Genomic DNA, 14589 nt, shown 5'->3' with positions numbered 1-14589 from the left:
GGGTCGCCTTTCCTTCTCCCCTTGCGGGAGAAGGTGGCCTCGCGAAGCGAGGTCGGATGAGGGGTGTTCCGGGAAAAGCCAACGTCTCACTCCGCTGGAGCACCCCTCATCCGTCTCGGCGCTGCGCGCCGATCCACCTTCCCCCACAAGGGGGGAAGGAAAGGCGTCCCTACTGGCAACCGCCCCGTTCTTCAGTTAGCCTCCGCAAATTCCTTGGCGGAGGATGAACCTTTTTGGACCGACCGGCGACAGAGCAGACAGGAGCCAGGCGGCTCGATCGGCCATGACGGCAGCGACGGAGACCGATCGCGCGCTTGTCGACCGGGTCGCGAAGGGCGACCGTGCCGCCGTGCGGCTCCTGTTCATGCGTCACCACGCGCGGGTCTACCGCTTCGTGGCGCGCCAGACGGGATCGGAAATGATGGCTGACGATATCGCGAACGAGGTGTTCCTTGAGCTGTGGCGCCAGGCGCCAGGCTTCGAGGGGCGTTCCGAAGTCTCGACATGGCTGCTCGGCATCGCCCGGTTCAAGGCGCTGTCGCTGCTGCGCAAGAAGAAGGAAGACTGGATCGACGACGAGGCGGCCGCCGCGGTGCCGGACAGCGCCGACACGCCGGAGGTCGTCACCATGAAAGAGGACAAGGCCGCCGCCTTGCGCCGCTTTATCGACGCCTTGCCCGAAGAACACCGCACGGTGATCGACCTTGCCTATTATCACGGACAGTCGGTAACCGAGATCGGCGAGGTGCTCGCCATCCCGGTCGCGACGGTCAAGACCCGGATGTTCTACGCCCGCAAGAAACTCGGCGAGGCCCTCAAGGCCGCCGGTTACGACAGGGGGTGGCCATGAGCGCCGCTGAAAAAATGTCACGCCGCGACGAAATGGAAACGCTGCTGCCGTTCTACCTGAACGGCTCGCTGGAAGGCTCCGACCTCGAAGCCGTCGAGGAGTGGCTGGCGACCGATCCCGCGGCGATGACAGCCCTTGGCGAGGCCGAAGCAGAATTCTCCGGCACATCGGCGGCCAATGAAGCAATCCGCCCGCCAGCCGATGCGCTCAGCCGCTTCGCCAAGGCGCTCGACGCCGAGGCCGGACCCGCGCGCAAGCCAGCAGGTTCGTCCTGGCTGGCGCAGGCCTGGGGCCGCTTCTTGGCGGTGCCCGTCGGCGTCGCCTGGGCGGCGGCCGCGGTCCTGCTTGTGCTGATCGCGGTGCAGTCCCTGGTGCAGCCCGGCGGCAAGGGCAAGGATTTCGAAATTGCCGGCGCGCAAGACGACCTGGCGAAAATGCCGTTCGCCCTGGTCAAGTTCAAACCGGATGCGAAGATGTCGGACATTTCGGCATTCCTCGGCAGCAACGGGCTGAAGGTCATCGGTGGACCGACCGCCGACAGCGTGTTCCGGATCGGCATTCCCGCCGCCAACGCAGCCGACTATGCCAAGCAGCTCAGCCTTATTGCCGCCCAGCCATTCGCCGACACTGTGATCGAGGGAAGGAAACCGGTTGATGGCGGCTGAGGCGGCCCTTCGATTTGCGGCGATCCTGGCGGCGGCGATGACAATCGCCGCCGTGCCTGCGTCGGCACAGACCAATGCCGCCAAGGGCGACCAGACGAAAATCGACTGCCGAAACGGCAGCAACGCGGCCGGCGCCGACTGCGCCAAGGACGGCAGCGCCAGCGACAATGCCGGCGGTGCGGGTCCTGCCCAGGCGGCCGCCGTCTTTCTTCCCGCCCTGATCGTCGACCTGTTTCCCAATCCGGTCGCGCCTCCGGCACCGGTGCCGACGCCGCAGCCGGAACCGGTCACGCCGCCCGGCAACAATCAGGCCGGCCCGCCGGCCGGCGGGCCGATCGTCTCGCCGACCGATCTCGTCGCCGTCCAGCCGCCGCGCGCCGTGGCCGGCGAGTTCGTGCCCGACGAGGTGCTGGTGACGGTTGACGGCAATGCCGGCGCCGTGCAGCAGATCGCCGCCTCCTTCGGCCTCGAAGTGCGCTCGCAGCGCCAGTCACGCCTGCTCGGCACCACTTTGGTACGCTTCGGCATTCCCGACGGTCGCCCCGTCGGCGTCGTGCTGGCCCAACTTGCCGCCGACGGCCGCACGCAGCGGCGCGAGCCCAACCACATCTATTCGCTGCAGCAGGCCGCCGGCATCGTCAACTATGCCTTTGACCGCATCGCGCTCGATGCCAAACAGGCGAGCGGCCAAAACGTCCGCGTTGCCGTCATCGATACCGGCATCGACGACAGCAATCCGGCGCTGGCCGGTGTCATCGCCGCGCAGTTCGACGCCATGCCCGACGTGCCGGTCGAAAAGCGTGATCATGGCACCTCGATCGACGGGCTGATCGCCGGCGTCGGCGCCCTGGAAGGCATGGCGCCGGGCGCCAGGATCTACCACGCCCGCGCCTTCGAAGGCGGCAAGTCGACCATGGATGTCATCCTGTCGGCGCTCGACTGGGCGGCGGAACAGAATGTCAGCATCATCAATATGAGCTTCGTCGGACCGAAGAACGACCTGCTCGGCGCCGCCTGCCGCAATGCCCGCGCGCTCGGCATGGTGCTGGTCGCCGCCGCCGGCAACAACGGACCGAAAGCACCCTATGGCTACCCGGCCGCCTTCGACGGCGTCATCGCGGTGACCGCGACCGACGCCAAGGACGCTCTGATGCCGCAGGCCAATCGCGGCGCCTATGTCTTCATCTCGGCGCCCGGCGTCGAGATGGTGGCGCCAAGCGGCGCCGGCTCGGATGTCGTTACCGGCACCTCTTTCGCCGCGGCGATCCTCAGCGGCGCCATCGCCAATCTCCTCCATGCTTCGCCTGGCCGCTCGGCCGACGACATCGAGAAGGCGCTGGCAGCCACCGCCAAGGATCTCGGCCCAAAGGGGCGCGACAATGATTTTGGCTACGGGCTGCTGGACATCAAGGCGGCCGAGGCGGCGAAGGAGTGAATTTTCCTCTGAGCTTCCGGTCTATGCCGCCGGGAGCTGCCGGGTTCGGCCGATCTGCAGAAGCAACGCGGATGCGAGACAAAGCCCAACGACCGCCAGCCCTGATATAACAAGCCATCGCATCAATGCCGCCTGCTCGTCATGGCCGATGACGCGGTAGAGACCGTTGATCTCGACCATTTCCGTGTCGGAGAGCCGCTTCTTGGGCAGTGTTTGGTCGGTGTAGAAATATTTGGTCATCGCGTTGAATTCGAGTTCGCTGCCGATGAACATTTCGGTGGGGTTCAGGTCTGACGTGACATGACCCTTATAGAGGCGTTCCTGTGTGGTCCGGATGTCGACATTGTTGAAGTCCGGCTTGGTCGCACCCGCATGAAACCAGCCTGGCGAAAACACCGTGAATGACCCGGACCGAGGCAGATGGGTAATCGGTTGGTTGACGATTTCGACCACTTTCTGTTCGGTCCGCGCGGCTTCCGCATTTGCCTTCCCGATCCCTGGCAACGTCCAGAAGATCCCAGCGCCGACCGTCAGCAAAAGGCCCGTTAAGCCAAGCAGAAACACGATATGGCCGACAGGGCGCGTCGGTCTTGCGGTGCGCCCAATCGGGGCCGCCGGGACGCGACTCTCGCGCCCGCGCCGGCCGAAAACCGCGCTGGGCTGATCGGTGTTCATCCGCCCATGTTGGAGCAGGCGGGCTAATGCGGCGTTAATAGGATCCATGTGAGGTGATCCCGGTCCGGACTAAGGGATACGCAGGGCGCAAACAGGGCGCACCCGACCCCTGATCGAGGTCAGGTCCTAGACTAGGCCGGCGCTCCCGCAACCGATCCCCTGACCACCAGATCGACCGGCCAGACTTCGCCGCGGGCGCCTTCTTCCAGCCCTGAAATCCGCGCCGCCAGCCGCTCTGCGACGCGGGCGCCGGCAAGGCGGATGGACGAGCGCGTAGTCGACAGCGGCACGGAAAAATTTTCCGGCTTCAACCAGGGGAAGACGTCGTCATGGGCGATCAGCGAGACATCGCCGGGAATGGTGAGGCCTAGGTCGCGCACCGCGCGCACGACGCCCAGCGCCATGATCAGGCTGGAGCAGGCGATTGCCGTCGGCGCATCGCCCTCCTCGAGCAGACGCCTGGTGGCGCGATAGCCGTTCTCTTCGGTCATGACCACAGAACAAACATGGCGTTCGCCCAGGCTCAGCCCACTTGCCGCGAGCGCCCGGCGCACGCCGCGCTCGCGATGGATGGCGAAGGTCTCGCGGTCGTCGCCATTGATCAGCGCCAGCCGCCGGTGGCCGAGTTGGACCAGCAGCCGCGCCGCTTCGTGGAAGGCGCCCTCATTGTCGATGTCGAGATAGGGATAGTCGAAATCGAAGCCTTCGCTGCGGCCATGGACGAGGAAGGGAATGCCGAGCGTGCTGACCAGCGCCACCCGACTGTCCTGCGGCCGCGGCGAGGAGATATAGACGGCATCGACCTGCCGGTTGGCGACGATGCGCCGATAGGTCGTCTCCTGGTCGTCGGCATCGGCCGGCGACAGCACGAGGTCAAGCTCGTGCGAGCGGGCATAGTCGCCGAGGCCCGACAGGAACTCGACAAAATGCGGATCGATGTCGACGGCCGCGCCGGTCGGCAGGACATAACCGATCATGCCGGATTTGCCAGTCGCCAGCCGCCGCGCGCTCGGATTGGGGCGATAGCCATGGCGCTTGGCGGCGTCCATGACGCGCCTGCGCGTTTCCTCGTTGACCTCCGGGTAGCCGTTCAATGCCCGGCTTACCGTGGTCTGCGAAAGCGCTAGCATATGCGCGAGCTGCTTGAGGTTCACAACGGTCTCCATTCCCTCAAAGCGCTTTTAAATTGAATCGACCCAATCGCCACAAGGGCGCGACGATATCGAGATGACCATAGTCGGGGTTGGGGCCAGTTTGAAACGAAAATTGCTGTTGCGCTGCCAAAAAAGCATGCTGCGCTGCACTTTTCGGCGACAAAATTCGCTAGATTAAATCGATTAGCTACCGAGCCTCTTGACTTTCGGATGATTCAATGGCGTGATCGGAAAAGCCAAAGCGCTTTGGAAGACTCTTCGAAAGGTTGCGGTTCCCTTGCGACTGAGTCACAGTCCTGCGGCGTCGGCGGGCGGAATGGAGGTTCCGTCCGGTGTGTGTGACCCACTGGGAGGAATACCGATGAAGAAAATGCTTTTGCTGGGTGTTGCGTTTGCCACGTTCGCCCTGAATGCGCCTGCGCATGCCGAACTGAAGTTCAAGCCGGGCGAGGACAAGCGCTTCAACTGGGCAAACTTTGAAGACCTCAAGAAAGTCGATCTCAAGGGCGAGACCCTGACCATCTTCGGGCCGTGGCGCGGCGAGGATGAGACGCTTGTCCGTTCGGTGCTCGACTATTTCTCCGAGGCGACCGGGGCGGAGGTGAAATACTCCTCGTCCGAAAACTACGAACAGCAGATCGTCATCGACACCCAGGCCGGCAGCCCGCCGAACATCGCCGTCCTGCCGCAGCCGGGCCTTATCCAGGATCTTGCTTCCAAAGGCGTGCTGACCCCGCTGGGCGACGACGTCGCCGCCTGGATCAAGGAGAACTACGCCGCCGGCGACTCCTGGGCCAAACTCGGCACCTATACCGGCAAGGACGGCAAGTCGGCTTTCTATGCCTTTCCCTACAAGATCGACGTGAAGGGGCTGGTCTGGTACTCGCCCGACAATTTCCAGGAAGCCGGCTACAAGGTGCCGAAGACCCAGGAGGAACTGGCCGAGCTCGAAAAGAAGATCATCGCCGATGGCGGCAAGCCCTGGTGCATCGGGCTTGGTTCCGGCGGCGCGACCGGATGGCCGGCGACCGACTGGGTCGAGGACATCATGCTCAGGACGCAGCCGCCGGAAGTCTATGACAAGTGGGTGAAGAACGAGATCCCGTTCACCGATCCGGCGGTGGTCAACGCCATCGACATCTTCGGCAAGATCGCCACCGACGACAAGATGGTCGATGGCGGCGCCAAGGCGGTGGCCGCGACCGACTTCCGCGACAGCCCGAAGGGCCTCTTTACCGTGCCGCCGAAGTGCTACATGCACCATCAGGCATCGTTCATCCCCTCCTTCTTCCCTGAGGGCGTGAAGCTCGGCCAGGACGCGGACTTCTTCCCCTACCCGCCCTACGCCTCCAAGCCGGAACTCGGCACACCCCTGGAGGTCGCCGGAACGCTGGTGATGATCACCAAGGATTCCAAGGCATCGCGCGAGTTCATCAAGTTCCTCGAAATGCCGCTCGCGCATGAATTGTGGATGGCGCAGAAGAGCTTCGTCACCCCCTTCAAGGGCGCCAATAAGGATGCCTATGGCAGCGATGCGCTGAAGAAGCAGGGCGAGATCCTGGTCGGAGCGACGACTGTCCGCTTCGACGGCTCCGACCTGATGCCCGGCAAGGTCGGCGCGGGCTCGTTCTGGACGGGCATGATCGATCTGGTCGGCGGCAAATCTGCCCAGGACGTGGCCGCCGACATCCAGAAGAGCTGGGACGCAATCAAGTAGGTCGCTACAGGCAAGCTAAAACCTTACTGATCCTCCTGCAGGATCCGGGCCACGGCCCGGGTCCGACCGGCGGCATACGCCGGAAGCCTTCGCGTTTCGATTGTTCCGAATGACTCACAAAGTCGGTGCATCCGACCGCCAGCTTGCCTGGCTGGTCATGCGCAGGGAGAGGGACCCATGGCGGCTCAGATCTTCTCGGCCATTTTCGTCATCATCATCGGCGTCGGCGGCTGTGTCGCCTACTTCTGGGGCGCCAACAAACTGCTGGACCTGACCTTCCCCTCGCGTGGGGTCACCGGCACGGCTGCCGTCAACAATCTACGCCGGCAGGGCCTTGTGCGGCCATGGCTGTTTGTCGGCCCGGCGCTGATCATTCTCACCATCTACCTGATCTACCCGGTGATCGCGACACTGTGGCTTTCCTTCCTCGACCGCGGCGGCACCAGTTTCGTGGGGCTGGCCAACTATGAGTGGGCGCTTCGCGATCCCGACCTCCGACACTCGATCCTGAACAACCTGCTGTGGCTGGCGGTGGTGCCGGCGGCCTGCACCTTCCTCGGCCTGATCATTGCCGTGCTCACCGACAAGATCTGGTGGGGCACGATCGCCAAGAGCCTGATCTTCCTGCCGCTGGCTATCTCCTTTGTCGGCGCCAGCGTGATCTGGAAGTTCATTTACGAGTATCGCGGCGAGGGCCAGGTGCAGATCGGCCTGCTCAACGCCATCATCCAGCATTTCGGCGGCCAGCCGCAGGTGTGGATATCGCTGCCGTTCTGGAACAATTTCTTCCTGATGATCATCCTGATCTGGATCCAGACCGGCTTCGCCATGGTCATCCTGTCCTCGGCGCTGCGCGGCATTCCGGAAGAAACGCTGGAGGCCGCCGTCATCGACGGCGCCAATCCGTTCCAGATCTTCTGGAAGATCATGGTGCCGCAGATCTGGGGCACCATCGCCGTCGTGTGGACCACCATCACCATCCTCGTGCTCAAAGTGTTCGACATCGTGCTGACCATGACCAACGGCCAGTGGAACAGCCAGGTGCTGGCCAATCTGATGTTCGACTGGATGTTCCGCGGCGGCGGCGATTTCGGCCGTGGCGCGACGATTGCCATCATCATCATGATCGCGGTCATCCCGATCATGGTCTGGAACATCCGCCAGGCGAACAAAGAGACGGGAGGACACTGAGATGGCCGTCGCGACTGGAAAATCCTTCGTCAGCCGTTTCGGCGTCCACATAGCGGTGCTGGTCTTCGTTGCCATCTGGACCATTCCCACACTCGGCATCCTGGTCTCGTCGCTGCGCGACAAGGACCAGATCGTCGCCTCGGGCTGGTGGAATTCGTTCGCCAGTTCCAGCCAGACCGAGGCCGGGCGGCTGCCGCCCGCCACGGCGCAGACCCAGAAGGACGGCAAGTTCGTCCTCGAGGGCAACATCTTCGGCGATGGCGCCAAGCGCAACATCAGTGCCTTCGGTGTCAAGGCCGCGGCACCGACGCAATATCCGGCCGGCTCATCGGCCGACCTGGGTGACGGCGTAACCCTGCAGGTCAATGCCGACGGCAGCTTCGTCATGACCTCGCCCAAGGCGTTCGAAGGCGACCGCGGCCAGCGCCTCTACTATGCCTCGTCGGCGCCGCCGAAATTCACCACCGACAACTATCAGACCGTGCTGTCCTCGGAAGGCATCGGCCGCTCGTTCATGAATTCGCTGACCGTCACCATACCGGCGACCGTCATCCCGATCCTGATCGCCGCCTTTGCCGCCTATGCGCTGGCCTGGATGCGGTTTCCCGGTCGGGCGCTGCTGATCGCGGTCATCATCGGGCTGCTGGTGGTGCCGCTGCAGATGTCGCTGATCCCGCTGCTCAAGCTCTATAACGGCGTCGGTACTTTCTTCGGCGTGCCGTCGAAGACCTATCTCGGCATATGGCTGGCGCATACCGGCTTCGGCCTGCCTTTCGCCATCTACCTGCTGAGGAGCTATATCGCCGGCCTGCCGCGCGAGATCATGGAATCGGCCCGCATCGACGGCGCCAGCGATTTCGAGATCTTCGTCAAGATCGTGCTGCCGCTGTCCTTCCCGGTGCTGGCCTCCTTCGCCATCTTCCAATTCCTGTGGGTATGGAACGATCTCCTGGTGGCGATGGTTTTCCTTGGTACGGCACCCGACCAGATCGTGTTGACGGCCAAGCTCAACGCGCTGCTCGGCTCTCGCGGCGGCAACTGGGAGATTCTGACGACATCGGCCTTCATCACCATCATCGTGCCGCTGATCGTCTTCTTCTCGCTGCAGCGCTATTTCGTCCGCGGGCTGCTCGCCGGCTCGGTGAAAGGAGGCTGAAACCATGCAATCCGCTTTGAAAGCCAGTTCGAACCCTGACCTCGCCGTCGATCGCGACTGGTGGCGAGGCGCGGTGATCTACCAGATCTATCCGCGCAGCTACCAGGATTCGAACGGCGACGGCATCGGCGACCTCAAGGGCATCATCGGACGGCTGCCCTACATCGCCGCGCTCGGCGCGGACGCCATCTGGATCTCGCCCTTCTTCAAATCGCCGATGAAGGATTTCGGCTACGACGTCTCGGACTATTGCGACGTCGACCCGATGTTCGGCACGCTGGCCGATTTCGACGCACTGACGGCGGAGGCGCACCGGCTGGGTCTCAAGGTGATGATCGACGAAGTGCTGTCGCACACGGCCGACATCCATCCCTGGTTCAAGGAAAGCCGGTCGAGCCGCACCAATCCCAAGGCCGACTGGTATGTCTGGGCGGACGCCAGGCCAGACGGCACGCCGCCCAACAACTGGCTGTCGATCTTCGGCGGGTCGGCCTGGCAGTGGGACACCAGCCGCCAGCAATATTACCTGCACAATTTCCTGGCCGAGCAGCCCGACCTCAACTTCCACAACCGCGAAGTCCAGGATGCGCTGCTCGACGTCACCCGCTTCTGGCTGGAACGCGGCGTCGACGGCTTCCGCCTCGACACGATCAATTTCTACTTCCACAGCCAGGGCCTGGAAAACAATCCGCCGCTGCCGCCGGAAGAACGCAACGACCAGACCGCGCCGGCGGTCAATCCCTACAATTACCAGGACCATCTCTACGACAAGAGCCGTCCGGAAAACCTCGGCTTCCTGGAACGCTTCCGCGCCCTGCTCGACGAATATCCGGCGACGGCGGCCGTCGGCGAGGTCGGCGATTCGCAGCGTGGGCTGGAAGTCGTGGCCGCCTATACGGCCGGCGGCAAGCGCGTGCACATGTGCTATTCCTTCGACTTCCTGGCGCCGGAAAAGATCAGCGCCGCCAAGGTGCGTTCGGTGCTGGAGGCTTTCGGCAAGGTCGCCAGCGACGGCTGGTCGTGCTGGGCGTTTTCCAACCATGACGTGATGCGCCCGGCCTCGCGCTGGGCCGCCGGCGAAGCCGACCCTGTCGCCTATCTCAAGGTCATCTCGGCCTTGCTGATGTCGCTGCGCGGCTCGGTCTGCATCTACCAGGGTGAAGAACTCGGGCTGGGCGAGGCCGAACTGCGCTTCGAGGATCTGCAGGACCCCTATGGCATCCGCTTCTGGCCGGAATTCAAGGGCCGCGACGGCTGCCGCACGCCCATGGTGTGGGATGGCGGCGCCAAGAATGGCGGCTTCTCCCTGGCCAAGCCCTGGCTGCCGGTGCCGGCCAAGCATCTGGCGCAGGCGGTCAATGTCCAGCAAGGCGACCAAGCTTCGCTGCTCGAGCACTACCGGCGCTTCCTGACCTTCCGCCGCGCCCATCCGGCGCTGGCCAAGGGCGACATCACCTTCATCGAAAGCGAGGGCGACACCGTCGCCTTCACGCGCCGCGCCGGCAATGAGCAGGTTGTCTGCGTCTTTAACCTCGGCGCCAAGCCGGCCAAGGTTGACCTTGGCGGCCGATCCCTGCAACCTTTGCCGGGACACGGGTTTTCCGGGCAGGCGAGCCCCGGTTCGGTCGAGCTTGGCGGCTACGCCGCCTGGTTCGGGCGCATAGACTGAAATCTTTGAGGAAATCACTGGGAGGACACCAATGGCCGATGTCAATCTGAGACAAGTGAAGAAGTCCTACGGCAATCTCAACATTCTCCACGGCATCGACCTCGATATCAAATCGGGCGAGTTCATCGTCTTCGTCGGTCCATCGGGCTGCGGCAAGTCGACCTTGCTGCGCTCGATCGCCGGGCTCGAGGAAATCACGTCGGGCGAACTCAAGATCGATGGCGACGTGGTCAACGACGTGCCGCCGTCCAAGCGCGGCATCGCCATGGTGTTCCAGTCCTACGCGCTCTATCCGCATATGACGGTCTACGACAACATGGCGTTCTCGATGAAGATCGGCAAGGAGAACAAGGCCGAGATCGACCGCCGCGTGCGGCAGGCGGCGGAAATCCTGCAATTGACCAAATATCTCGACCGGCTGCCCAAGGCGATGTCGGGCGGCCAGCGCCAGCGTGTCGCCATCGGCCGCGCCATCGTGCGCAATCCGAAAGTGTTCCTGTTCGACGAGCCGCTGTCGAACCTTGACGCGGCGCTACGCGTAGCCACGCGCATCGAGATCGCCAAGCTCAAGGAATCGATGCCCAACACGACGATGATCTATGTCACCCACGACCAGGTCGAGGCGATGACGCTGGCCGACCGCATCGTGGTGCTGAAGGACGGCCATGTCGAACAGGTCGGCACGCCGATGGACCTTTACAAGAAACCCGGCAATCTGTTCGTCGCCCAGTTCATCGGCTCGCCGGCCATGAACATCCTGCCGGCAACCATCGACAAGACCGGCAACCCGACCGTCGTCAACCATGTCGGCGGCCGCAAGGCGACGGTGCCGATCACGACGCCGGCCTCGGCAAAGGGCGCGGCGGTCAGTTTCGGCGTGCGGCCGGAAGACCTGATGATTGCCAGCGGCGCGGACTATCTGTTCGAGGGAACGGTCGACTATGTCGAGCAGCTCGGCGAGGTCCAGCTGGTCTATGTCGATATCGGCCGCGCCGACCTGCCCCTGGTGACCAAGCTGCCCGGCAATGTCGAGGTCAAGCGCGGTTCGACATTGCGGCTGAGCGCCGGTGCCGAGGACCTGCATATCTTCGATGCGGACGGACATTCCTTCGCGCTGCAAAAGCCGGAAGCAAAAGCGGCTTGAGGCCGCCGGTCCTGCTGGGTCAAGGCAACAAAAAAGAGCGGCGGGCCAGGCCCGCCGCTCTTTTTTTGGAGATCAGCTTCGGCTGTTAACGGCCGAAGAGGTTCCGGTCGCTGCCCTGAGGAGCGGACTTCTGCACGTCGCCCGACGAATTGAGCAGCTTGTAGACGGGCGAGCCGCTCTCGCGGATCGAAGCCGTACGCGAGTTGTCGACCGAAGTTGCGGCGGGCTGGTTGGCGCCATTGGAGCCATAGTTGTCGCTGCCCGCGAAAGCGCTGCCGGAGATGGCCAGAACGGCGGCGGCAGCAAGGATGAGCTTGTTCATGTTAGTCTCCTGAATTTCTGGATTTCACGGGAATGGCCGGCATCGCCGCCATTTCCGTGAACCGGCATTACTTGCCGAAGAGGTTGCGGTCAGCGCCCTGCTGAGCAGGCACCTGGGTGGCCGGAGCCGACTTGTCGACCGAAGCCGTGTAGGAATGGTCGACCGCAGCGGCCGGCTGGTTGGCACCGTTGGAACCGTAGTTATCGCTGCCAGCGAAGGCACTGCCGGAAATGGCCAGGACGGCGGCGGCAGCAAGGATGAACTTGTTCATGTTAGTCTCCTGAGTTTCTCAAGATCGGCCAGAGCGGCGGGCGAAAAGCCCGCCATTAGCCGGGACCCGTTGTTAGTTATTGCCGAAGAGGTTGTGATCTGCGCCCTGGGCAGGCGTCTGAGCAGCCGGTTCCGACTTCTTGGTCGAAGCGGTGTACGAGCTGTCGACAGTCGTGGCTGCGGCGGCATTCGAACCGTAGTGGTCGCTACCAGCGAAGGCGCTGCCGGAAATGGCCAGAAGGGCGGCGGCAGTGAGAACAGTCTTTTTCATTTTTAGTACTCCAGTATTTTTTTCCGTCCGTCTAGCGGCGTGTCTTGGGATTGAAATCGCGTCGTTCGGACAGCCCCGATGTGGGAAAGCCAGATCGCCGTTTCCAATCACGAAGTTGTTCCGTGTGGACCAAGAATCCACCACTTGAAATTGTGCCAGAGGTTTCCTCGCCATAAATTTTTCTTCTTAATATCAATCACTTAATAAAAGCCAGCCGCAAGATCACAGACTGTATCGGAGGTCCAGTGTTCACACCGTCCTGCACGCACCGTCAACAGAAACGAACCGTTCGGTTCGATTTTAGAATCCGCTAATAGTCACTTTTCGAAACCGTTAACCTTTTTTGCCCCTGTTCCGGGTCGATTTTGACAGCCAGTACAGCTAACGGCGAAGACGATTTTCGTGACCGCTGTCCGCGCCCAGATCGTTGCGCATGCGTGTCGCGCCGCATGGATGCGATGTCGCTTTCATGCCGATGTCGCAAACGCCGTCGTGATTAGATCATGTCATCTCAGGTGCCGCTTCGTGACGACGGGGCGGAGAATTGGGAAGCCGGTCAAAATCCGGCGCTGCCCCCGCAACGGTGATGGAGTTCAAGTCGCAACGGGAGACCACTGGGCGAAAGCCTGGGAAGGTGTCGCGACCGTCCGCAAGGACACTCCAGAGCCCGGAAACCAGCCCGAGATTTTTGAACTCGACTGATCGCGGTGGGCGGTCAAGAGGCGGATGGCGCGCGCCCGGCTTTCGCCGGCCTGCGTCTCATCCTTCCTCAATCACCACCAGTTCAGTCCTTTAAGTATGAGGACAGGGCATGGATGCGCGCAACGATATGCTGAGGCTCTTGAACAGCCGCAGAGAGGGCTTCTCGCTCGAGCAGCCCTTCTATACCGATCCCAATTTCTTCAAGCTCGACATGGAGCTGATCTGGTATCGCGACTGGCTGTTCGTCGGCCATGATTGCGAACTGCCCAAGCCCGGCAGCTTCATCACCGTGCAGATCGGCGACTATCCGGTCGTGCTGGTGCGCGATCAGCAGGGCAAGATCAACGCTTTCCACAATTCCTGCCGCCACCGCGGTAGCCGGGTCTGCAACACCGACAAGGGCATGGCCGCCAAGCTGGTCTGCCCTTATCACCAATGGACCTATGAGCTGGACGGAAGGCTGCTGTTTGCCCGCCAGATGGCCGACGGTTTCGACAAGAGCCAGTTCGGCCTGAAGCCGGTCGCCTGCGAAAGCGTGGCCGGCTATATCTTCATCTGCCTGGCCAAGGAACCCGCCGACTTCTCGCCGATGCGGGCGATGATCGAACCCTATCTCAAGCCGCACCGGCTCAGCGAAGCCAAGATCGCCTTCGAGAGCACGATCGTCGAGAAGGGCAACTGGAAGCTCGTCTGGGAAAACAACCGCGAGTGCTACCACTGCGCCGGCAATCACCCGGAGCTGTGCAAAACCTTCCCGGAAGCCCCGACGGTGACCGGCGTGCAAGGCGCCGACAGCGATCCGGAGATGCTGGCACACTGGGCCAAATGCGAAGCGGCCGGCCTGCCGAGCAAGTTCCGCATCGATCCGGCTGGGCAATACCGCGCCACCCGCGCGCCGCTGCTGCGCGATGCGGTCAGCTACACGATGACCGGCAAGCGGGCGGTGAAGAAGAACCTGTCCGACAGCGTCTCCGCCGACCGCATCGGTTCCTTGCTGCTCTATCACTATCCGACGACGTGGAACCACATTCTGGGCGACCACGCCGTCACCTTCCGCGTGCTGCCGATCAGCGCCACGGAAACCGCGGTGACGACCAAATGGCTGGTTCACAAGGATGCGGTCGAGGGTGTCGACTACGATCTTGCCGAACTCACCCATGTCTGGACCGAGACCAACGACCAGGATCGCCGCATCGTCGAGGAAAACGCCTTCGGCATCCAGTCGCCGGCCTATGAACCCGGCCCCTATTCGGAGCTGCATGAGGGCGGCGTGATCCAGTTTGTCGACTGGTACGCCCGCTTCATCGGTCCGCGCCTTGCCGACGATGGCCGGCCGGCCCTGCGCAGTGTCGCCTGAGGGGTTTGGGG

The 14589-nt window shown here is 63.0% G+C and carries 14 protein-coding genes and 1 riboswitch; of the genes, 9 read left to right on the top strand and 5 right to left on the bottom strand.

What is annotated here, in order from left to right:
* Positions 1–283: 283 nt before the first annotated feature.
* Genes ACVILI_RS06715 through ACVILI_RS06705 form a run of 3 tightly spaced genes read left to right on the top strand, consistent with a single transcriptional unit; the run spans position 284 to position 2950 of the window.
* The gene (locus ACVILI_RS06715; protein ID WP_038651547.1) at positions 284–850 is read left to right on the top strand and encodes a sigma-70 family RNA polymerase sigma factor; all 567 of its coding nucleotides are present in this window, start codon (positions 284–286) and stop codon (positions 848–850) included.
* Entirely contained in the window at positions 847–1515 is a 669-nt protein-coding gene (locus tag ACVILI_RS06710) for an anti-sigma factor (RefSeq protein WP_240564621.1), read from the top strand. The genes ACVILI_RS06715 and ACVILI_RS06710 overlap by 4 nt, the downstream gene beginning before the upstream one ends.
* A complete protein-coding gene (locus tag ACVILI_RS06705) occupies positions 1505–2950 on the top strand; it encodes a S8 family serine peptidase (protein WP_064985117.1) in 1446 nt (481 codons plus the stop codon). Before ACVILI_RS06710 ends, ACVILI_RS06705 begins: the two co-directional genes overlap by 11 nt.
* Before the next feature lie 21 nt (positions 2951–2971).
* On the opposite strand, the gene ACVILI_RS06700 is transcribed toward ACVILI_RS06705, so the two are convergent.
* Together ACVILI_RS06700 and ACVILI_RS06695 are read right to left on the bottom strand one after the other, a co-directional pair.
* Entirely contained in the window at positions 2972–3673 is a 702-nt protein-coding gene (locus tag ACVILI_RS06700; protein ID WP_457102362.1) for a hypothetical protein, read from the bottom strand.
* A gap of 83 nt (positions 3674–3756) precedes the next feature.
* On the bottom strand, positions 3757–4779 hold the full coding sequence (locus ACVILI_RS06695; protein WP_038653696.1) for a substrate-binding domain-containing protein: 1023 nt from the start codon (positions 4777–4779) through the stop codon (positions 3757–3759).
* 361 nt (positions 4780–5140) lie between these two features.
* On the opposite strand from ACVILI_RS06695, the gene ACVILI_RS06690 reads away from it, so the two are divergent.
* From ACVILI_RS06690 to ACVILI_RS06670, 5 genes are all read left to right on the top strand, one after another.
* Positions 5141–6496, top strand: a complete 1356-nt coding sequence (locus ACVILI_RS06690; protein WP_019862703.1) for an ABC transporter substrate-binding protein — start codon at positions 5141–5143, stop codon at positions 6494–6496.
* A gap of 177 nt (positions 6497–6673) precedes the next feature.
* Positions 6674–7687: a carbohydrate ABC transporter permease gene (locus ACVILI_RS06685; RefSeq protein ID WP_019862701.1), complete on the top strand. Its 1014-nt coding sequence runs from the start codon at positions 6674–6676 to the stop codon at positions 7685–7687.
* Between the two features lies 1 nt (position 7688).
* Positions 7689–8843: a carbohydrate ABC transporter permease gene (locus tag ACVILI_RS06680; protein ID WP_457102361.1), complete on the top strand. Its 1155-nt coding sequence runs from the start codon at positions 7689–7691 to the stop codon at positions 8841–8843.
* Positions 8844–8847: 4 nt separating this feature from the next.
* Positions 8848–10512 (top strand): beta-galactosidase BglA, encoded by a 1665-nt coding sequence (gene bglA / locus ACVILI_RS06675; protein WP_038651537.1) that lies wholly within the window; start codon positions 8848–8850, stop codon positions 10510–10512.
* Positions 10513–10543: 31 nt separating this feature from the next.
* Positions 10544–11656 carry an ABC transporter ATP-binding protein gene (locus tag ACVILI_RS06670; RefSeq protein ID WP_038651534.1) on the top strand — a complete coding sequence of 371 codons (1113 nt, stop codon included), beginning with the start codon at positions 10544–10546 and terminating at the stop codon, positions 11654–11656.
* An 85-nt stretch (positions 11657–11741) separates the two neighbouring features.
* Here the strand turns inward: ACVILI_RS06670 and ACVILI_RS06665 are convergent, their stop codons facing one another.
* The 3 genes from ACVILI_RS06665 to ACVILI_RS06655 form a co-directional block, all read right to left on the bottom strand.
* Positions 11742–11978 (bottom strand): DUF680 domain-containing protein, encoded by a 237-nt coding sequence (locus ACVILI_RS06665; RefSeq protein ID WP_019862696.1) that lies wholly within the window; start codon positions 11976–11978, stop codon positions 11742–11744.
* Positions 11979–12045: 67 nt separating this feature from the next.
* Positions 12046–12249 carry a DUF680 domain-containing protein gene (locus ACVILI_RS06660; RefSeq protein ID WP_038651531.1) on the bottom strand — a complete coding sequence of 68 codons (204 nt, stop codon included), beginning with the start codon at positions 12247–12249 and terminating at the stop codon, positions 12046–12048.
* Positions 12250–12321: 72 nt separating this feature from the next.
* A complete protein-coding gene (locus ACVILI_RS06655) occupies positions 12322–12519 on the bottom strand; it encodes a DUF680 domain-containing protein (protein ID WP_457102360.1) in 198 nt (65 codons plus the stop codon).
* A 496-nt stretch (positions 12520–13015) separates the two neighbouring features.
* Positions 13016–13216, top strand: a riboswitch (cobalamin riboswitch).
* Between the two features lie 114 nt (positions 13217–13330).
* On the opposite strand from ACVILI_RS06655, the gene ACVILI_RS06650 reads away from it, so the two are divergent.
* Positions 13331–14578, top strand: coding sequence for an aromatic ring-hydroxylating oxygenase subunit alpha (locus tag ACVILI_RS06650; RefSeq protein WP_038651528.1), 1248 nt, complete (start codon positions 13331–13333; stop codon positions 14576–14578).
* The last annotated feature ends 11 nt before the right edge of the window (positions 14579–14589 follow it).

The sequence above is a fragment of the Mesorhizobium sp. USDA 4775 genome, from assembly GCF_054062655.1.
Note: the sequence above shows the minus strand (reverse complement) of the source record. Positions and strands in the feature narration are given on the sequence as shown.

Coding starts and splice junctions, on each gene's coding strand:
- ACVILI_RS06715 (WP_038651547.1), top strand. CDS start 284: ATGACGGCAGCGACGGAGACCGATCGCGCGCTTGTCGACCGGGTCGCG.
- ACVILI_RS06710 (WP_240564621.1), top strand. CDS start 847: ATGAGCGCCGCTGAAAAAATGTCACGCCGCGACGAAATGGAAACGCTG.
- ACVILI_RS06705 (WP_064985117.1), top strand. CDS start 1,505: ATGGCGGCTGAGGCGGCCCTTCGATTTGCGGCGATCCTGGCGGCGGCG.
- ACVILI_RS06700 (WP_457102362.1), bottom strand. CDS start 3,673: ATGGATCCTATTAACGCCGCATTAGCCCGCCTGCTCCAACATGGGCGG.
- ACVILI_RS06690 (WP_019862703.1), top strand. CDS start 5,141: ATGAAGAAAATGCTTTTGCTGGGTGTTGCGTTTGCCACGTTCGCCCTG.
- ACVILI_RS06685 (WP_019862701.1), top strand. CDS start 6,674: ATGGCGGCTCAGATCTTCTCGGCCATTTTCGTCATCATCATCGGCGTC.
- ACVILI_RS06680 (WP_457102361.1), top strand. CDS start 7,689: ATGGCCGTCGCGACTGGAAAATCCTTCGTCAGCCGTTTCGGCGTCCAC.
- bglA (WP_038651537.1), top strand. CDS start 8,848: ATGCAATCCGCTTTGAAAGCCAGTTCGAACCCTGACCTCGCCGTCGAT.
- ACVILI_RS06670 (WP_038651534.1), top strand. CDS start 10,544: ATGGCCGATGTCAATCTGAGACAAGTGAAGAAGTCCTACGGCAATCTC.
- ACVILI_RS06665 (WP_019862696.1), bottom strand. CDS start 11,978: ATGAACAAGCTCATCCTTGCTGCCGCCGCCGTTCTGGCCATCTCCGGC.
- ACVILI_RS06660 (WP_038651531.1), bottom strand. CDS start 12,249: ATGAACAAGTTCATCCTTGCTGCCGCCGCCGTCCTGGCCATTTCCGGC.
- ACVILI_RS06655 (WP_457102360.1), bottom strand. CDS start 12,519: ATGAAAAAGACTGTTCTCACTGCCGCCGCCCTTCTGGCCATTTCCGGC.
- ACVILI_RS06650 (WP_038651528.1), top strand. CDS start 13,331: ATGGATGCGCGCAACGATATGCTGAGGCTCTTGAACAGCCGCAGAGAG.